This window comes from Streptomyces sp. NPDC020362, from assembly GCF_040642095.1.
In the GTDB taxonomy this organism is placed as follows: domain Bacteria; phylum Actinomycetota; class Actinomycetes; order Streptomycetales; family Streptomycetaceae; genus Streptomyces.
In genome coordinates, this window is record NZ_JBFAET010000020.1 from 60,469 (window position 1) to 79,769 (window position 19,301).

13 protein-coding genes are annotated in these 19,301 nt (G+C 70.2%); 4 read left to right on the top strand and 9 right to left on the bottom strand.

Going from position 1 to position 19,301, the window contains the following annotated elements; translation table 11 throughout:
- Positions 1-242: 242 nt before the first annotated feature.
- The 3 genes from AB0H32_RS11450 to AB0H32_RS11460 all read right to left on the bottom strand — a co-directional run bounded on the left by AB0H32_RS11450 (position 243) and on the right by AB0H32_RS11460 (position 7,311).
- Entirely contained in the window at positions 243-1,718 is a 1,476-nt protein-coding gene (locus tag AB0H32_RS11450; protein WP_361117879.1) for a hypothetical protein, read from the bottom strand.
- Positions 1,699-2,172 carry a GtrA family protein gene (locus tag AB0H32_RS11455; protein WP_361117882.1) on the bottom strand — a complete coding sequence of 158 codons (474 nt, stop codon included), beginning with the start codon at positions 2,170-2,172 and terminating at the stop codon, positions 1,699-1,701. Before AB0H32_RS11455 ends, AB0H32_RS11450 begins: the two co-directional genes overlap by 20 nt.
- 180 nt (positions 2,173-2,352) lie before the next feature.
- A complete protein-coding gene (locus AB0H32_RS11460) occupies positions 2,353-7,311 on the bottom strand; it encodes an NAD-glutamate dehydrogenase (protein WP_361117885.1) in 4,959 nt (1,652 codons plus the stop codon).
- Positions 7,312-7,964: 653 nt separating this feature from the next.
- Between AB0H32_RS11460 and AB0H32_RS11465 the strand changes: the two genes are divergently transcribed.
- Positions 7,965-8,531 (top strand): DJ-1/PfpI family protein, encoded by a 567-nt coding sequence (locus tag AB0H32_RS11465; protein WP_361117888.1) that lies wholly within the window; start codon positions 7,965-7,967, stop codon positions 8,529-8,531.
- A 78-nt stretch (positions 8,532-8,609) separates the two neighbouring features.
- Here AB0H32_RS11465 and AB0H32_RS11470 read toward each other — a convergent pair whose 3' ends face one another.
- The gene (locus AB0H32_RS11470; RefSeq protein WP_361117891.1) at positions 8,610-9,278 is read right to left on the bottom strand and encodes an HAD family hydrolase; all 669 of its coding nucleotides are present in this window, start codon (positions 9,276-9,278) and stop codon (positions 8,610-8,612) included.
- A 285-nt stretch (positions 9,279-9,563) separates the two neighbouring features.
- On the bottom strand, positions 9,564-10,076 hold the full coding sequence (locus AB0H32_RS11475) for a hypothetical protein (protein ID WP_361117894.1): 513 nt from the start codon (positions 10,074-10,076) through the stop codon (positions 9,564-9,566).
- A gap of 332 nt (positions 10,077-10,408) precedes the next feature.
- On the opposite strand from AB0H32_RS11475, the gene AB0H32_RS11480 reads away from it, so the two are divergent.
- On the top strand, positions 10,409-10,897 hold the full coding sequence (locus tag AB0H32_RS11480) for an Rv3235 family protein (RefSeq protein ID WP_361117897.1): 489 nt from the start codon (positions 10,409-10,411) through the stop codon (positions 10,895-10,897).
- 353 nt (positions 10,898-11,250) lie between these two features.
- On the opposite strand, the gene secA is transcribed toward AB0H32_RS11480, so the two are convergent.
- Positions 11,251-14,064, bottom strand: coding sequence for a preprotein translocase subunit SecA (secA, locus tag AB0H32_RS11485; protein ID WP_361117900.1), 2,814 nt, complete (start codon positions 14,062-14,064; stop codon positions 11,251-11,253).
- Positions 14,065-14,317: 253 nt separating this feature from the next.
- On the opposite strand from secA, the gene AB0H32_RS11490 reads away from it, so the two are divergent.
- Together AB0H32_RS11490 and AB0H32_RS11495 are read left to right on the top strand one after the other, a co-directional pair.
- A complete protein-coding gene (locus AB0H32_RS11490; RefSeq protein WP_361117903.1) occupies positions 14,318-14,890 on the top strand; it encodes a GNAT family N-acetyltransferase in 573 nt (190 codons plus the stop codon).
- Between the two features lie 151 nt (positions 14,891-15,041).
- Positions 15,042-16,232 (top strand): crosslink repair DNA glycosylase YcaQ family protein, encoded by a 1,191-nt coding sequence (locus tag AB0H32_RS11495; protein ID WP_361117906.1) that lies wholly within the window; start codon positions 15,042-15,044, stop codon positions 16,230-16,232.
- A gap of 4 nt (positions 16,233-16,236) precedes the next feature.
- On the opposite strand, the gene AB0H32_RS11500 is transcribed toward AB0H32_RS11495, so the two are convergent.
- The 3 genes from AB0H32_RS11500 to AB0H32_RS11510 form a co-directional block, all read right to left on the bottom strand.
- Positions 16,237-16,983 (bottom strand): response regulator transcription factor, encoded by a 747-nt coding sequence (locus AB0H32_RS11500; RefSeq protein WP_361117909.1) that lies wholly within the window; start codon positions 16,981-16,983, stop codon positions 16,237-16,239.
- 204 nt (positions 16,984-17,187) lie between these two features.
- Complete coding sequence (raiA, locus tag AB0H32_RS11505) at positions 17,188-17,913, bottom strand: ribosome-associated translation inhibitor RaiA (RefSeq protein ID WP_361117912.1); 726 nt, start codon at positions 17,911-17,913, stop codon at positions 17,188-17,190.
- A 281-nt stretch (positions 17,914-18,194) separates the two neighbouring features.
- Positions 18,195-19,064 carry a ComF family protein gene (locus AB0H32_RS11510; protein WP_361117915.1) on the bottom strand — a complete coding sequence of 290 codons (870 nt, stop codon included), beginning with the start codon at positions 19,062-19,064 and terminating at the stop codon, positions 18,195-18,197.
- Positions 19,065-19,301: the final 237 nt, after the last annotated feature.

The following is a 19,301-nucleotide window of genomic DNA, read 5'->3' on the forward strand; positions in this document are numbered from 1 at the left end:
GCGGGTGCGGTTGCCGGGACGGCTGTTCGTCCGCGGGTGCGGTTGCCGGGACGGCTGTTCGTCCGCGGGTGCGTGGGGGCTGATCGCGCAGTTCCCCGCGCCCCTTCGGGGCGCTCCCAGCTGCGGGCAGTCGTGCCGCTGGGGATCCCCCGTTCGAGCGAATCCGAGAGCGGGGGAGGGTGGGCGCAGCGGCACCCGGCGAGCGCGGGCGAAACCCGCCCGCCCCCGGCTGCAGCACCGGCTCAGTGCTTCACTTCGTACAGCACCTGCCCCCGCGGCCCCACGGCCACCTGCCGCAGCCACGGCTCCCCCGCCCCCTTCGTACTCACGACCCACCGCACCCGGTAGTCGCGCACTATCCCCCGCCGCACCTCGCCCGACGTACCCGCCGCGAAGTACCGCGTCACCGCCGCGTCCCGCCTCCCCGCATCCGGCAGGAACACATCGGGATAGCCGGGCGCCACGGTGTACGCCCCGTACGCGGGGATCTGCCGCGCCGGCGTCGTACGAGCCATCACCACGTCCCCGTACTTCACCCACGGCGTGATCCAGTGGTACCCCACCCACGGCTCCCGGTACTTCGCCGCGACCACACCGGGCAGCGCATTCCGCCCGACCACATACCCGAGCGTCCCCACCTGGGTCCACGCCCCCACAACCAGCGCGGCGCCGAGCACACATGCCCAGCCGGTCCGCACCGCCCGCTTCCCCGCCGACACGACCTCCAGCGCGGCCGCGAGCTGGGCCGGGATCAGGGCGGCGGGCAGGGCGCGGCCCCACGAGTAGTGTCCGGTCAGCCCGCCCGCGGCGAACATCAGCGCGCCGAGGAGGAAGAAGAGGACCAAGGGGTCCCAGCGATCCCGCCGCCAGCGCATGCCCAGGGCCGCGACCCCGAGCAGAACCAGTCCGAACCGACCGGCCAGGTCGTCGTAGAGCGGCCGGTGGATCGCTTCGAGGTCCGCGCCCGCGGAGAAGAGCGCGAAGAAGTCGTAGTACGGCCAGAGCCCGAGCAGGACCACGCCCAGGGCCAGTGCGGCGCCGAGCCGCAGCAGCACCGGCCGGCCCGGCCGCGCGGCGATCACCATGGCCAGCGCGCCGAGGGTCGCCACGACCCCGGTGAACTGGTGGCACAGCAGGATCAGCGCCCACATCAGGCCGAGCCCGAGCCACCTCTCCCAGCGGGTCTCCTCGCGCAGCGCTCGGGTGAGCCATGCCCAGAAGTGGAAGGAGAGGCCGAGTGCGAACACGCTGGGGTACGACACCGTCAGCGCGAGCGAGTTGAGGCCGAGGAAGCCGCTCCAGTTGAACAGGACCGGGCCCCACAGAAGGACCAGGCTCAGCAGCGCCAGGGCGGGCGCGGCACGGTGAGCGCTCAGCGTGCGGACGTACCGCCACACGCCGGTGACGAGCAATCCGAGCCCGACGAACGCACCGATCCGCAGCACGACGAAGACGGAGAGACCGGTGAGCTTGGCGAGGCAGCCGAGCACCACCATCCACGGCGAGTAGTACGGGCTCGGCGTGTCGGCGTCGACCAGGGGGTTGCCCGGGTGCAGCAGGCTGTGCCGCAGCCGCTGCACGGTCGCCGCGTGCATGCCGAGATCGCCCACCCAGGGCAGGCGGACGATCACCAGGAGCAGAAGGACGACCACGAGCGCGGCGGCGGCCTGGGGCAGCGCCCGCCCGGCGCTCGCGGTGCTAGGCGAGGTGGCGCGCATCCTGCTGGAACACCCACGTGCGGTAGACGAGAAAACGGAACGCGGAGGCGAGCACGATCGACAGTGCCTTCACCGCATTTGATTCGAGCACACTGTGCAGGCCCAGACCGTGATAACCGACCCAGAACAGGCCGATTTCCATCACCACACCGATACCGCTGAAGACGAAGAACAGCGCGATCTGGTTGCGGGTGCGTGAGGCCCGGTCGCGATAGGCGAAAAAGCGGAATCCCAGGTAATTGGTCGCCATCGCGATACAACTGGCCAGGACCGTCGCGGTCATCGCCTGCCATCGCAGGCCGTGCAGCAGCAGGTTGAAGACGAGGAAATTGACGAGGACACCGCTGCCGCCGACGACCCCGAACTTCACGACTTCCAGCACGACGCGCGTGACCGGCCGGTCCGGAGCCGGCGCGGGGGGCGCCGGGCGGGTCTCGGTGAGGTTCACTGTCACAGCCAAGACCCTAGCCGAAACGCCCCGATTAGCAGGAAACGGTAAATTCACCGCACGGTTTTCCCTAAACGTCGGCAAGCCGTAGGCAAGTCGAGGGCAAGACGGGCGGACAGGACAGGCGGGCAAGACAGAGGGCGCCCCGGGCCAGGACCGGCCCGGGGCGCCCTCAGCGCCGTACGGCTACGAATGCGAGCGCAGCAGCGTCCGCATCGTGCGCATCGCCACCGACAGGTTGGCGAGGTCGAAGGAGTCCGAACCGCGGATCTCCTCCAGGGTCGTGCGCGCCCGGCTCAGGATCGCCGAGTTCTTCTGCTCCCAGTTCTTGAAGCGCTGCTCGGGCGTCGCCGTGCCGTTGCCGACCGCGAGGACGTCCGCCGTGAGGGCCGCGTGCGCCGCGTACAGGTCCTCACGGATGGAGGCGCGGGCCATGGACTGCCAGCGGTCCTCGCGGGGCAGCTCGATGATCCGGTCCATGAGCTGGGTGATACCGAGACGGTCGGCCAGGTCGTAGTAGATCTCGGCGACGTCCAGCGGCTCCTTGTCAGTGCGGTCGGCCACCGAGACGATGTCCAGCGCCGGGAAGGCGGAGGAGAACCCGGCCACGCGGGTGGCCAGTTCGTCCGGGACGCCGGCCGCGGACAGCTCGTCGTACACGTGCTGGTACCACTCCAGGTCCGCTCCGCGCAGCAGCTTGGGCAGCTCCTGCCAGACCTGCTCGACCCGCTCGCCGAAGAACTCGACCGTCTCCGCGAGCTGCAGCGGCTGCGGCCGGTTGTTCAGCAGCCAGCGCGTGCCACGCTCGACCAGGCGGCGCGAGTGCAGCCGGATCCGGGTCTGGACGGCCGCGTCGACCTTGTTGTCCAGCTCCTCGACCGCGTCCCACACCGGCGCCGAGCGGAAGATCGTGCGGGCCGCGGTCTGGGCGCGGACGATCTCCTCCAGGGAGGCTCCCGTCTCCTCGCGCAGCCGGTGCAGATACGTCGTACCGCCCGTGTTGACCGTGTCGTTGACCAGCACGGTCGTGGTGATCTCGCGGCGCAGCGGGTGGCTGTCGACCGCGTCCGCGAAGCGCTCGCGCAGCGCCGTCGGGAAGTAGGCGTGCAGCAGGCTGCGCAGGTACGGGTCGTCCGGCAGCGAGGTGTGCAGCAGCTCCTCGGCGACCGTGATCTTCGTGTACGCCAGCAGCACGGCCGTCTCCGGGCCGGTCAGGCCCTGGCCCTGGGTCAGCCGCTCGCGGATCTGGCGGTCGGCGGGCAGGAACTCCAGCGCCCGGTCCAGGTGGCCCTCGCGGACCAGGTGGCGGATGAACCGCTGCTGCGCGTGCAGCATGTCCTTGGACTGGGCGAGGGCGTTGGCGAGCGCCGTGTTCTGTGCGTAGTTGTTGCGCAGGACCAGCGCGCCGACCTCGTCGGTCATCTCGGCGAGCAGCTTGTTGCGCTGCTTGACGGTCATGTCGCCGTCCGCGACCAGGCCGTTGAGCAGGATCTTGATGTTCACCTCGTGGTCGGAGGTGTCCACGCCGGCGCTGTTGTCGATCGCGTCGGTGTTGATCCGGCCGCCGTGCAGCGCGAACTCGATACGGCCCAGCTGGGTCAGGCCCAGGTTGCCGCCCTCGCCGACGACCTTGACGCGCAGGTCGGCGCCGTCGACGCGGATGGCGTCGTTGGCCTTGTCGCCGACGTCCGCGTTGGACTCCGCCGACGACTTCACGTAGGTGCCGATGCCGCCGTTCCACAGCAGGTCGACCGGTGCCTGGAGGATCGTCTTCATCAGGTCGGCCGGGGTCATCTTGGAGATCTTCTCCTCGATGCCCAGCGCCTCGCGGATGTGCGCGTTGAGCGGGATCGCCTTGGCGGTGCGCGGGAAGATCCCGCCGCCGGCCGACAGCAGCTCGGTGTCGTAGTCCGCCCAGCTGGAGCGGGGCAGCTCGAACAGGCGGCGGCGCTCGGCGTAGGAGGTGGCCGCGTCCGGGTTCGGGTCGATGACGATGTGCCGGTGGTCGAAGGCGGCGACCAGACGGATGTGCTCACTGAGCAGCATGCCGTTGCCGAACACGTCACCGGACATGTCGCCGATGCCGACGACCGTGAAGTCCTCGGTCTGCGTGTCCACGCCCATGTCGCGGAAGTGCCGCTTCACGGACTCCCAGGCGCCGCGCGCGGTGATGCCCATGCCCTTGTGGTCGTAGCCGGCGCTGCCGCCGGAGGCGAAGGCGTCGCCGAGCCAGAAGTTGTACTTGTTCGCAACCTCGTTGGCGATGTCGGAGAACGTCGCGGTGCCCTTGTCGGCCGCGACCACCAGGTAGGTGTCGTCCCCGTCGTGCCGGACCACGTCCTGCGGCGGCACGACCTCGCCGGCCACCATGTTGTCCGTGATGTCGAGCAGCGCCGAGATGAACGTCTTGTAGCTGGCGACGCCCTCGGCCAGCCATGCGTCCCGGTCCACGCTCGGGTCCGGCAGCTGCTTGGCGACGAAGCCGCCCTTGGCGCCGACCGGCACGATGACGGTGTTCTTCACCATCTGCGCCTTGACCAGGCCGAGGATCTCCGTACGGAAGTCCTCACGCCGGTCCGACCAGCGCAGACCACCGCGCGCGACCTTGCCGAAGCGCAGGTGCACACCCTCGACGCGCGGCGAGTACACCCAGATCTCGTACGCCGGGCGCGGCGCGGGCAGGTCCGGGATGGCCTGCGGGTCGAACTTCATGGACACGTACGCGTGCGGACCGCCGTCGAGCGTCTCCTGGAAGAAGTTCGTCCGCAGGGTCGCCTTGATGACGGTGAGGAAGGAGCGCAGGATGCGGTCCTCGTCCAGGCTCGCCACCTGGTCCAGGGCCGCGTCCAGCTCCTCCAGCAGCGCGTCGACGATCTCCAGACCGGCCATCTGCCGGTCCGGGGACATCCGTGCCTCGAACAGCGAGACAAGGAGCCGGGTGGTGTGGACGTTGTTGCGGAGGGTGTCCTCCATGTAGTCCTGGCTGAAGGTGGACCCGGCCTGCCGCAGGTACTTCGCGTAGGCCCGCAGCACCGTCGCCTGCCGCCAGGTGAGCCCGGCGCTCAGCACGAGGGCGTTGAAGCCGTCGTTCTCCGCCTGACCGGTCCAGGTCGCGGCGAACGCCTCCTGGAACCGCTCGCGGCCGTCGTCGCCGAGGTAGTCGCCGTTGCCGCCGCCCAGCGCCTTGGGCATGCGCAGGCCGAAGTCGTAGATCCAGGCGAGGGTGCGGTCCGAGCAGCGCAGCTCGTACGGACGCTCGTCCACGACCTCGACGCCGAGCCGGTTGAGAACCGGCAGCACCGCGGACAGGGAGACCGCGTCGCCCTTGCGGTAGATCTTGAAGCGGCGCTCGCCGGGGGCGGCGCCCACCGGCTCGTACAGGCTCAGCGAGAAGTCGTTGCCCTTCTCCAGGCTCAGCCGCTCCAGGTGCACCAGGTCGGCGACCGCCGCGCGCGGTGTGTGGTCGGCCTTGTAGCCCTCGGGGAAGGAGTTGCCGTTGTTGTAACGGCGCAGCAGCTCGGCGGCGCGCTCCTCGCCGCACTCGGCGTTCAGCGCCTCGGCGAATCCGTCCGCCCAGGAGCGGGCTGCCTCGACCAGGCGGGCCTCGATGCGGTCCTTGTCGGCGTCCGACAGCTCGGGCAGCTCGGTGCCCGGCGGGACGCGGACGACGAAGTGCAGCCGGGAGAGGATCGACTCGGTGTTCCAGGCGGTGAAGTCGACGCTGATGCCGCCGAGCTCCTCCTTCAGGATGTCGATGATCCGCAGCCGGACGCCGGTGGTGTAGCGGTCGCGCGGGAGGTAGACGAGGGCCGAGTAGTAGCGGCCGTACTCGTCCTGGCGCAGGTAGAGCCTCAGCCGACGGCGCTCCTGCAGGTAGAGGACGCTCGTCGCGATGGACTGCAGCTCGGCGGCCGGGGTCTGGAACAGCTCGTCGCGCGGGTAGGTCTCCAGGATCTGGAGCAGGTCGCGGCCGTCGTGGCTGTCGGGCGAGAAGCCTGCGCGCTCCAGGACCTCGTCGACCTTGCGGCGGATGACCGGGACCCGGCGGACCGACTCGGTGTAGGCGGCGGAGGAGAACAGGCCGAGGAAGCGGCGCTCGCCGACGACGTTGCCGTCCGCGTCGAACTTCTTGACGCCGACGTAGTCCAGGTACGACGGACGGTGCACGGTGGCCCGGCTGTTCGCCTTCGTCAGCACGAGCAGCTTGTGCTCGCGGGCCTTGGCGCGGGCGTCGGCCGGGAGCCGCTCGAAGGAGGGGCTGACCGGGTGCTGGTCGTCCTCGGCGTGCTGGGGGTCCGAGCGCAGTATGCCGAGACCGGTGCCGGGCACGGCGGCGAGCGTGTCGTCGTCGCGCAGCTCGTACTCGCGGAAGCCGAGGAAGGTGAAGTGGTCGGCGGACAGCCAGCGCAGCAGCTCGCGGGCCTCCTCGACCTCGGCCGCGGGCAGGTCGACCGGCAGGGCCTCGCTCTCCAGGCCGCCGCCGATCCGGGACGCCGCGTCCCGCATCTTCTCCCAGTCCTCGACGGCCTCGCGGACGTCGGACAGGACGCGCAGCAGGTCGGCGGTGATCTGCTTGAGGTCGGCGCGGTCCGTCTCGCGGTCGATCTCGACATGGATCCAGGACTCGACGTGCGCGTCGTGCGGGAGGTCACCGCCGGTGGGCGTGGCGGGCAGCACCTCGATGAGCTTGCCGGTGAGGTCACGCCGGACGACGATCTGCGGGTGGATGACGACGTGGATGCCACGTCCCTGCCGGGTCAGCTCGTTGGTGACCGAGTCGACGAGGAAGGGCATGTCGTCGGTGACGACTTCCACGACGGTGTGGCTGCAGGTCCAGCCGTTCTCTTCCACGGTCGGGGTGTGCACCCGGACGTTCGCGGTGCCCTGGGGCCGGTTCTCGGCAAGACGGTAGTGCGAGACCGCCGCGCCGAAGACGTCGACCGGGTCGCGGTCCGCGAGGTCTTCCGGGGCGGTGTGCAGGTAGTAGCGCTGGAGGAACGCGAGTACCGACTCGCTGTCGAGGGTGCCGGCCGTGCCCTCGCCCGTCGTCCCGGTCGGTAGGTGCCCCCCGGCCGGGCTGTTCTCAGCTACCCGGGCGGCCCGTTCGAGCAGCTCGGCCTTGGCTTCGTCCAGCTTGGTCTGCATTGTCCTCTGGCTCCTGTCGCGCGCCGTTGCGTGACGTAGAAGGAAAAACGGTCTCTTCCCCTCCGGCTCGACGCCACGGCCCGGGGTGTCCGGACCGATTCGACGGTATGCCGCGAGATGAGAAGAGCGGGGGGTATTCAGCCATTCTCGGCACGCCCACGGGGTGTGACGCTGCTCTCGGCACCGCCGCGTCCCAGGCCGTCCTCGGCTTCCCGGGGGCTTCCGCGCCCCCGTCCTGCCCGCGAAGATCAGCGACCGCCGCCCGGCCACGGAGGTGTTCCGTGCAACCCGGGCGCAGGGCAGGGGCAGGAACGCCCCCGCGAGATATCGCGCTGATCACGCCACAAGGCTATCGCTCCTCACCCCGGACCCGTCATGAGCCGTATGTGTACAAAACAGTGGGGAGAACTTTGACGTTCTGCACAGCGGCAAGAGGGCGGCTCGTGGCGTATCCGGCCACCCCGGGTCGTGTGCGATCGCATCACCCTGTGCGTGTGCGGTCGCACCCGGTCGTGCATCCGGTCGCGCCCGAGGCCTTCGGGCCACACCCTGAAAGCGACGGGCCCTCTTGGCAAGCGCGCCCGGCCCAGGCACGTTGCCAGGACAGTGCCCGTCCCCCGCCGAGGGGCCGTGCCCGTGCAGGAGGAGCCGACATGCCCGCGAAGATCCTCATCATCACCGGCGACGCAGCGGAGTCCCTGGAAGTCCTCTACCCCTACCAGCGCCTGCGCGAGGAGGGCTACGAGGTCCACATCGCGGCCCCCACCCGCAAGACGCTGCGGTTCGTCGTCCACGACTTCGAGCCCGGCTACGACACCTACACCGAGAAGCCCGGCTACACCTGGCCCGCCGACCTCGCCTTCTCCGAGGTCGAGCCCGGCGAGTACGCGGCCTTGGTCATCCCCGGCGGCCGGGCGCCCGAGTACCTGCGCAACGACCCCGAACTGCGCAAGATCCTCAAGGCGTTCTTCGACGCGGACAAGCCGGTCGCCCAGATCTGCCACGGCCCGCTGCTCACCGCCGCGATCGACACTCTGCGCGGGCGCCGGGTCACCGCCTACCCCGCCCTGGAACTCGACATGCAGTCGGCCGGAGCGCACTTCGAGGACTCCGAGGCAGTGGTCGACGGCACCCTGATCTCGGCCCGCGCCTGGCCGGACCATCCGGCCTGGATGCGCGAGTTCCTCACGGTCCTGCGGGCCAAGGCCCCGGTCACATGACCACGCGGCACGGGCGCCGCTAGAAGACCCCGCCCCTGCCCGGCCCCGGGACAGGGCGCCTCACACCCGGGCACACGGCTAGGCCGCTATGCGCTGCGCCGCCGCCACCGCCTCGGCCAACGTGTCCACCACCGGCACCCCGACCTCCTCCAGACTGGCCCGGCTGTGCGAACCACCGGTGTACAGCACAGCCCGGGCCCCCACATGCCGCGCCGCGACCGCATCGTCCGCGGCATCGCCGATCACCACGGTCCGCGCGGCCTCCACCGCCCCGCTCAGCGCCTCCAGGTGCCGCACCATGTGCTCGGCCTTGCTGCCGCCGGACGGCCCCGTACGCCCGTCGACCCGCACGAAGTGCCCCTCGATCCCGAAGCCGCGCACCAACGGCACCAGCTCCTCGTGCCCGTACATGCTCAGCAGCGACTGGCTGTGTCCTGCCGACCGCCACCCCGCGAGCAGGTCGGCCGCCCCGTCGGTCAGCCCGCAGCGGACGCGGTGCTCCGTGTAGTGCCGGTGGAAGACCCCGTCCATCCGCTCCCACTCGGCCTCCGTCGGAAGCCGGCCGAGCAGACGCTCGTAGAACTTCGGCACCGGGACGCAGTACAGCGCCCGGTACTCCTCCAGCGTGATCGGCGCCAGCCCCAGCTCGGCGAAGGCCGCGTTCGTCGCTCCGATGATCGCGTCATTGTCGTGGAACAGCGTCCCGTTCCAGTCCCAGACGATGTGCGCGCTTCCGTGCATCCCCATGCCCAAAACCGTACCCGCCGCCACTGACAATCACGGCAGCCGATCCGGGCAGGGCAGGTTCGGACCAGGGCAGGGTCGACCAGTGCAGGGTCGGACCAGAGCTCGGTGGCCGGAGCACGGTCAGGCCAGGGTCTGGCCGGGCGGGGTTCGGCCAGGCAGAGGCTCGGACAGGGTTCGGCCGGTGCGCAGTCGGGCCTCATGTCGGGCCAGAACTTGGAGCAGGTCTCGGTCAGGCAAGGACTCGGACCAGGTCTCGGTCAGGCAAGGACTCGGACCAGGTCTCGGTCAGGCAAGGTCCACCAGGTTGGGGATCTCCTGCGTGGCGTACCACAGCAGCTCGTGATCGTCGGCCCCGTCCACGACGAACTGCGCGTCGTCGTCCCCGCCGTCGGCAGCCTCCAGCACCTGCGCCGCCGCGGCGACATCCGCCTCCGCGTCATCGGCGTCGACGTGCACCGCGGCCGCCTTCGCGAGCTTCACCGTGCCGGTCACCGTCACCTCGCCGAGCGCGGCCGGATCGAGTCCGCGGTCCGGGTCGGCCGCCGCGGCGCCGTCGGGCACGTCGACGGCGACCACGACCCGGCGCCGTACGGCGCCCGGATCGGCCGCGAGCAGCCGCAGCGAGGCCTGAGCTGCCCGGCTGAGCGCCGCGTACTCCAGTTCCTCGATGTCGTCGGAGAGGTACCACTCGCGCAGTGCGGGCGTGACGGCATACGCGGCCAGGGGGCCGCTCCCCAGCTCACCCGTCTTGTGCGCCTCGGCGAGCCCGGGAAGGGTCAGGGGGACGTAGACGCGCATGGCTGGCCGCTCTTTCCTGGTCAAAGGCTCCGCTGAGGCCCCGGGGAGGGCAGCTGACGCGTCTCCCGACGGGCCTTCAGGATACGTGCGGCCGTCCCCTTTCGGGTTCCCGCCCGCACCCTCCACCACGTCCACCCGGCGCCCGTGTCTCACCCGGTCCGGCCGCTTGTCCCCGGGACTTCCGAGGGCCCTCACCACCCGGATAGGTGAACATGTCCGGGCCCTCTGCGCCCGCCCCGCCTTCCTTGCGACTGCCTGCCATGCCCCCGTACAAGATCCTCACCAGCAAGTTACCGCCCGGTACCTTCCGGGCCCGCCGAACGGGGATCCCCATGAACAAGGTCATGAGCCGCACCGCTCACCCCCGCCCGCGCCACCGTCCCCCGACCCGCCAGGACTCCCGCCGCCCGGGCAGCACACCGCCCCGCAATCCCGTCCGTGGCAGGGCCGCCACGGCGCCTGCGACGGCCGTGGCGCAGCCGCGCCCCACCGACCTCTTCGCCGACCGTCTGCTGGCCGTCCTGAGCGGCCAGCGCCCCGTCCACTGGATGCTCCGGCACACCGCGGGCCGCGCCTACGACGACCTCGCCCGGCTCGCCGAGCACAGTCCGCTGCGCACCCGTGGCCGCCGCGCCGTCGTCCGCGACATCGGCTACTACGTCCCCCGCACCGGTGCCCTGGAGGTCTTCGCCCGGGTCGCCGCCGGCGACCGGCTGCGCGCCATGGCCTTCCGCCTGGAACGCGGCGAGGACCACCGCTGGCGCTGCACAGCAGTGGAACTGGGCGGCCCGAGGCCACCCCACACCCCCGAGGACGACTGACCCCGACACCCGACACCCTGCCCCTGGACAACGACAGGCAGCCATCCACGGCAGCTGCGGGCAGCCGTCCCATGCTGCAGGTGATGGGCAGCCGTCCCATACGGCAGCTGCAGGCAGCCGTCCCACGCGGCAGCTGCAGGCAGTCGTGTCGCTGGGGCGATGGGGCCCCCGCCTGAGCGAAGCCGAGAGTGGGGGAAGGTGTGGCGCAGCGGCACCCCGCAGGCGTCGGCAAGCGACCCCACCGCCGCCCAGCCGCAGCACCGGGCACCGACACAGCCCCGCCCTGCCCCAAGCCGAAGGGCCGGACCTCCCAAAGGAGACCCGGCCCTTCACCACAGCCAAAGCACCGCAGGTTACTTCTTGCGGCGCCGTCCGCCCTTCGCCTGCCGACGACGCTCGGCCCGCGTCAGCCCGTCGGACTCGGACCGCACCGGCTCCTCGTCCTCGAGGTCGCGCTCCACGATGCCGCCCTCGCCGTCCACGGTGGGCGCGGAGAAGTGCAGATCCCGTCGCTGCGGAACATCCAGCCCCTTGGCCCGGATCTCCGGACGCGCACCCGCCTGCGCCGGCACGGTGTCCTGGACGGCACCCTCGGGCACCGGCTGCGCTTCCTCGACCGGAACCTCCTCGACCTGCTGCTCGACCTGGACCTCCAGGTTGAACAGGTAGCCGACGGACTCCTCCTTGATGCCCTCCATCATCGCGGTGAACATGTCGAAGCCCTCGCGCTGGTACTCGACCAGCGGGTCCTTCTGCGCCATCGCGCGCAGGCCGATGCCCTCCTGGAGGTAGTCCATCTCGTAGAGGTGCTCGCGCCACTTGCGGTCGAGGACCGACAGCACCACCCGGCGCTCCAGTTCCCGCATGATCTCGGAGCCGAGCTGCCCCTCACGGGCCTGGTACTGCTCGTGGATGTCGTCCTTGATGGACTCGGAGATGAACTCGGCGGTCAGCCCGGCACGGTCACCGGCCGCCTCCTCCAGCTCCTCGACGGTGATCTTCACCGGGTAGAGCTGCTTGAAGGCGCCCCACAGGCGGTCCAGGTCCCAGTCCTCGGGGAAGCCCTCGGCGGTCTCCGCACCGACGTACGCGTCGATCGTGTCGTCCATGAAGTGCTGCACCTGCTCGTGCAGGTCCTCGCCCTCCAGAACACGGCGGCGCTCGCCGTAGATGACCTCACGCTGCCGGTTGAGCACCTCGTCGTACTTCAGAACGTTCTTACGGGTCTCGAAGTTCTGCTGCTCGACCTGCGACTGCGCGGACGCGATCGCACGCGTGACCATCTTGTTCTCGATCGGCACGTCGTCCGGCACGTTCGCCATCGACATCACGCGCTCGACCATCTGGGCCTTGAAGAGCCGCATCAGGTCGTCACCGAGGGAGAGGTAGAAGCGGGACTCGCCCGGGTCGCCCTGACGGCCGGAACGACCGCGCAGCTGGTTGTCGATACGCCGCGACTCGTGCCGCTCGGTGCCCAGCACGTACAGCCCGCCGAGGTCCTTGACCTCCTCGAACTCGGCCTTGACCGCCTGCTCGGCCCTCTCCAGAGCGGCGGGCAGTGCCTGCGCCCACTCCTCGATGTGCTCCTCGGGGTCGAGGCCGTGCTGACGCAGCTCAGCCTCCGCGAGGTCGTCGGGATTGCCGCCGAGCTTGATGTCCGTACCACGACCGGCCATGTTGGTGGCCACCGTCACGGCGCCCCTGCGGCCGGCCTGGGCGACGATCGACGCCTCACGCTCGTGGTGCTTGGCGTTGAGCACCTCGTGCTGGATGCCGCGCTTGCTGAGCTGCTGGGACAGGTACTCCGACTTCTCGACGGACGTCGTACCGACGAGGATCGGCTGGCCCTTCTCGTGCTTCTCGGCGATGTCGTCGACGACCGCCTCGAACTTGGCCACCTCGGTGCGGTAGATCAGGTCCGACTGGTCCTTGCGGACCATCGGCCGGTTCGTCGGGATCGGGACCACGCCGAGCTTGTAGATCTGGTGGAACTCGGCGGCCTCGGTCATGGCCGTACCGGTCATGCCGGAGAGCTTGTTGTAGAGGCGGAAGAAGTTCTGCAGGGTGATCGTGGCGAGCGTCTGGTTCTCGTCCTTGATGTCCACCCCTTCCTTCGCCTCGATCGCCTGGTGCATGCCCTCGTTGTAGCGGCGGCCGGCGAGGATACGGCCGGTGTGCTCGTCGACGATCATGACCTCGCCGTCGATGACGACGTAGTCCTTGTCCTTCTTGAAGAGTTCCTTGGCCTTGATGGCGTTGTTCAGGTAACCCACGAGCGGGGTGTTCACCGACTCGTAGAGGTTGTCGATGCCCAGCCAGTCCTCGACCTTGGAGACACCGTTCTCGTGGATGGCGACCGTGCGCTTCTTCTCGTCGACGTCGTAGTCGCCGGTCTCCTCGACTCCCTTGAGGGGGTTGCCCGCCTCGCCCTTCTTCAGGCGGGTGACCAGCTTGGCGAAGTCGCCGTACCACTTGGTGGCCTGGTCGGCCGGGCCGGAGATGATCAGCGGCGTACGGGCCTCGTCGACCAGGATGGAGTCGACCTCGTCGACGATGGCGAAGTTGTGGCCGCGCTGCACCAGCTCGTCCTGGGACCACGCCATGTTGTCGCGCAGGTAGTCGAAGCCGAACTCGTTGTTCGTGCCGTACGTGATGTCGCACTGGTACTGCTCGCGACGCTGGGCCGGCGTCATGTTGGCCAGGATGCAGCCGACCTCCAGGCCCAGGAACTTGTGGACGCGGCCCATCATCTCGGAGTCGCGCTCGGCCAGGTAGTCGTTGACCGTGACGATGTGGACGCCGTCTCCGGAGAGGGCGTTCAGGTACGCGGGCAGCGTGCCGACGAGGGTCTTGCCCTCACCGGTCTTCATCTCGGCCACGTAGCCGAGGTGGAGGGCGGCGCCACCCATCAGCTGCACGTCGTAGTGCCGCTGGCCGAGGGCGCGCTTGGCGGCCTCGCGGACGGTGGCGAACGCCTCGGGGAGCAGGTCGTCCAGGCTCTCACCGTCTGCGTACCGCTGCTTGTACTCGTCGGTGAGGGCCCGCAGCTCGGCGTCGGAGAGGTCGACGAAGTCCTCTTCGATGGAGTTGACCTGGTCCGCGATGCGGTGCAGCTTGCGCAGGATCTTGCCTTCGCCTGCACGCATGATCTTCGAGAGGACGGACACGGGGGCTGGTCTCCTTGCCGGTCGGGCCTGGGACGGTCGGTTTTCCTTTGGACGTACTGAGCAACGGCCATCGTATGCGAGGACCCGGCTGCGCCGGGAGGCCTGGCGGCCCGACGGCTGCTTCACCCTGGACAACGGACGGGCCAGGCGGATAGTGCCGCCCCTCGACAAGGAATTGCGCGAAATGTGATCACAGGCTCACGCTCCGCGAAAAGCGCTGGCGTGGCGCACCCCGCCCCCGCAGAATCGGCCGATGGAACCCGTCACGCTCGCCACCGACCGCCTCCTGCTGCGCGCCGTCGGCCCGGCCGACACCGAGGCGGTCCACACGGCCGCCCAGGACCCGGACATACAGCGCTGGATCTCCTCGTTCCCCTCTCCTTATCTGTGGGAGCACGCAGAGAGCTTCGTGGGGCAGATGGCACCCGGCGGCTGGGCGAACGACTCGATGTACACCTTCGGCGTGTTCCTCCCCGCAGGGCAGCTGGTGGGAATGCTCAGCATCACGATGCGCGCGCTGGGTGTCGGCGAGGTCGGCTTCTGGGCCGCCAAGGAGCACCGCGGCCACGGCTACGTCACCGAGGCCACCCTCGCCGCGTCCCGCTGGGCGTTCACCGCGCTGTCCGTCGACCGTCTCGAGTGGCGGGCCGAGGTCGGCAACCGTCTCTCGCGCGCGGTGGCGGAACGGGCCGGTTTCACCGTCGAGGGCACCCTGCGCTCGGGCGTCAACAACAACGGGGTGCGCCGGGACTGCTGGGTCGGCTCGCTGCTCCCCTCGGACCTGGGCCTGCCGTCGACGGCACCGTACCTGCCCGCACGGGTGTGAACCCGCCCGCTCATGCCTGCTCGCACGGGTCTGAACCAGCCCGCTCGTACCTGCCCGCACGGGTCTGAAACCGCCCGCTCGCATCTGCGCCCAGCCGGATAAAAGCTCAGGTCAGATCGCATTGTCAGTGCCGCCGTCTATCGTCCGACGCATGACGACCCTTCCGCGCCCCTCCGTCGTCCTCACCGCGGACGACGCCCGCCGTATCGCCCTGCGCGCCCAGGGCTTCCTCGGTGCGCCCGACCGGCGGGGCGGCGTCCGCGGGGTGCTCCGCCACCTCGGCGCGGTCCAGCTGGACACCATCTCGGTCCTCGCCCGCTCCCACGAACTGATCCCGTACGCGCGTCTGGGCGCGGTCGGCCGCAAGACCGTCGAGGCCGCGTACTGGAACTCCGCGTCCGCAGGGCGACCGCACGCCTTCGAGTACTGGTCGCACGCGGCCTGCATCCTGCCGGTCGAGGAGTGGCCCCACTTCGCCTTCCGCCGCCGCGCCTACCGCAACCGCCCGCACTGGAACCACGAACTGCCCGACGGCGCCTACGACCAGGTCGTCAAGCAGCTGCGCTCGGAAGGCCCGCTGACGGCCACGGAGCTGGGCGGCGCGAAGAGGACCAGCGAGTGGTGGGACTGGTCCGGCGCAAAGGTCGCCGTGGAGCGCGCCCTGATGTACGGCGAGGTGGTGTGCGTCGAGCGCCGCGGCTGGAAGCGGGTCTACGACCTGGCCGAGCGCGCCGTCCCGGACGCGCTGCTGCGCGACGAGCTGGACGACACCGAGTGCCTGCGCCGTCTGGTCCGGCTGGCCGGCGAGTCCCTGGGCGTCGGCACGCGCGCGGACATCGCCGACTACCACCGTCTCAAGGGCGAGCAGGTCGACGCCGTGATCACCGATTCGGGCCTGGTGCCGGTCGAGGTCGAGGGCTGGGGCCGGCCGGCCTGGGCGGACCCTGCGGCGCTCGCGACCCCGCCGCGCGGCCGGCACCGCATCACGCTGCTGTCCCCGTTCGACTCACTGATCTGGGAACGGGCCCGCACGGAGCGGATCTTCGGCTTCACCCACCGCCTGGAGGCCTACGTCCCCAAGCCCAAGCGGGTCTACGGCTACTTCGCGATGCCCGTTCTGGCGGGCGGCCGGCTGGTCGGGCGTGTCGACCCGGCCCGCGAGGGCAGCACGCTGGTGGCCAAGCAGGTCACCCTGGACGGCCCGAAGGCGGTCCCGTCGGTGGCGCAGGCCCTGATCGAGGCGGCGACCTGGGTGAACTGCACGGACGTCCGCGTGGAGCGCGTGGACGCCCCGGAACTCCGCGAGGCCCTCGCCAGAGAACTCGCCCGCGTCCTCGCCTAGCCGGCTAGCGGATCTCGAGGATCTTCTCCCGCATCGCGTAGACCACCGCCTCCATCCTGGAGTGCAGCTGCAGCTTCTCCAGGATGTTGCGGACGTGGTTCTTCACGGTGTTCTCGGAGATGAACAGCTCCTTGGCGATGTCCCGGTTGTTCATGCCCGTGGCGACGAGCTTGAGGACCTCCAGCTCACGGTCGGTCAGCCGCGGCGCGGGCACCAGCCGACGTTCGTCGGTGCGCTGGATCATCGACTTGAACTCGGTGAGGAGCTTGGAGGCCATGGACGGGCTGATCTGCGACTGACCGTCGGCCACCGCGCGAATGGCCGTGGCCACCTCGTCCGTCGAGATCTCCTTGAGGAGATATCCGGTGGCGCCCGCCTTGATCGCGTCGTAGAGGTCGGCCTCCTCATCGCTGATCGTCAGCATGATGATCTTCGCGCTGGGGGCGACCTCCTTGATGGAGGTGCAGGCCTCGATCCCGCCGCGCTTGGGCATCCGCACGTCCATCAGCACGATGTCGGGCAGCAGGTCCGCGGCCTTGTCGACGGCCTCGGCACCGTCGCCCGCCTCGCCGACGACCTGGATGTCCTCCTCGGCCGCGAGCACGATCTCCAGGCCACGGCGGAAGAGGGCGTGGTCGTCCACCACCAGGACTCTGATCGGCTCCTTGCGCGCAGAGCCCGTGTCCGGGCCCATGCCGATGACACCGTCGTCGGCGTCCGCGTCTCGCATCGGTCCGAAGGTGTCCGCCATCGTTCCTCCCCCTGAAGGCTGTGGCCTGTGGTCCTGTGCCATCGCCAACCCAAGGCAACGACCCACCGGTTGGGCCGGTGCGGCCATGATTTCATGCCCGGGCGTCGCCGCGGTGACGTGCGGGGCGCGAAGTGGTCGCACACCGGTGCCCCTGGGGGCGCACACGCGCTCCAGGGGCACCGGCTCAGCTTCAGGCCGGGTGGGTCAGCCGCCCAGCATGCCACCAGCCGCGGGGGGCTGCGCCTCAGCGACCATCGGGTCCGTGCTGAGGTGGATGACGCCGTAGTCGTAGGCGTGTCGCCGGTAGACGACGCTCGGTTCCTTGGTCTCGGAATCGACGAACAAGTAGAAGTCGTGGCCGACCAGTTCCATCTCGTAGAGCGCCTGGTCGAGGCTCATCGGGGAGGCGACGTGCGTCTTCTCGCGGACGATCAGGGGACCTTCGCCCTTGACCTCCAGCGAACCGATCTTCTTGGTCGGCACTCCGTCCGTCTCTTCGTCGTGGACGGGGAGGCCGTTGCCGTTGAGCGTCGCCGCGCCCGGGACGTGGTCGGGAACCTCGGCGGCCGAGATCCGCCGCGCGCCGCGGCGCGAGAAACGCTTGTCGTGCTGCTTGCGCAGCCGGGCGTCCAGTTTCTCAGCGGCCAGGTCCAGTGCCGCGTACGGGTCGCTGGCCGCTGCCTCCGCCCGGATCACGGGACCGCGGGAGCGGAGCGTGATCTCCACTCGGTCACAGCGGTCGGCCTGACGGGGGTTGGGCTCCTTGGACACCTCGACGTCGAGGCTGATCACCTTGCCATCGAGCTTCTGGATCTTCTCCAGCTTCAGCTTCTCGGCCACGTGCTTGCGGAACCGCTCGGGCACCTCGGTCTTGCGGCCCTTGACGACGATGTCCACGCAGAACTCCGTTCCCGGATCGCTCCGCTCCATCGGCGGAGCATCTCCCTTTTGCACCCGGCTCCGGTGAGCCCCGGAACCTCGGACTCGGTGACTTCCACCTCCTCCTCCCCCATGGGCGGGATCTGCACCCCAGCACCGCGGGTGATTGCGGAAAACCCGCGGCACAGCATTCGGATATGAGAGGTGTGGCCTGCGCCTTTCCTCACAACCGAACATATCTCGCCCGGACGGATGTCGTCACCCTCTACTGCGGCGTACCTCCGTTCAGGTGAATTGCCCCTCTCGCTACCTGCAACGATGCAAGTTCGCCCTCAGTTCCTGTTTATTTCGAAAGAATCCCGAGGACCGGCGACCACGGCTGCCTGAAGCGCCTCTCCGGAGGCATTCGGTGCCATCTTTTCCGGTGCACCATGCACCCACTTCCCGCTCTCCTCCCGTGCTCCGGTCCGTCGTTCCCCCCTTCCTTCCCGAGTTGCGGGCTCGTACACGGCTGTTCCCCCATCCCGGTGCGATATGGCCGCTTCCCGCAGGGACCGCGCCGCCTCCGCGAGGCTCGCCCCCGTCGTGATCAGGTCGTCGACGAGTACGACACGCCCTTCGGTGAGCAGCCGCGCACCGCCGACCGTCACCTCCAGCGCACCCGCGAGGTTCTCCAGGCGCCGCCGCGCATCGAGCCCCGCCTGGTCCGCCACGGCCCGCCGCTGCCGCAGCACCGCGACCACCCGGGCCGGTGTCCCGGTGCGCCGCAGCTCCCCGGCCGCCGCGAGCGCCATCCGCCGCACCGGATCGTGTCCGCGTGCCCGCACGGCCCACCGGGCGGAGGGCACGGGAACCAGCAGCACGGTCCCGGGCCCCGCCGGCCCGCCCTGCCGGCCACCTCGCCCGGCCGGGCCGAGACCGGCGCGCACCGCCCCCGCCAGAGCCGCGCCCAGTGCTCCCGTGAGCGCCAGGGCACCGCGCTCCTTGTGGGCGAGGAGCAGCTCCCGTACCTGCAGTGCGTAGGGAGCTGCCGCATGCACCACCGGCAGTCCGGGCGGCTCAGGCAGCGGCCGCACCCGGCACGGCAGGGCTCCGCCCAGGGCTCCCTGGCACCGCGGGCAGAGCACCGTACGAGGTGCCCCGCAGCCTGCGCACTCGGCCGGCAGCACCAGGTCGGTGAGTTCCCGCCACCACCCCCGCATGGCCACCACTGTGCCAAGGCCGGGGACGCCCGGCCACCCCTGTGGAAAACGCCCTGTGGACAACCGGGAGCAACGCTCGCCGCTCCCCACTCACAGGAGTGACAGCCGAGGAGCCCCGGCTGGGCCCGGGAGACCCGCCCGGGCGGGGGTGCCCCCCCCCAACAGGCCGCGCGGGGCCCGCCCGGGCCCCCCCCGCCGGGTGCGCCGCCCCGGGTGAACCGGGCCCGGCCCGCCGAG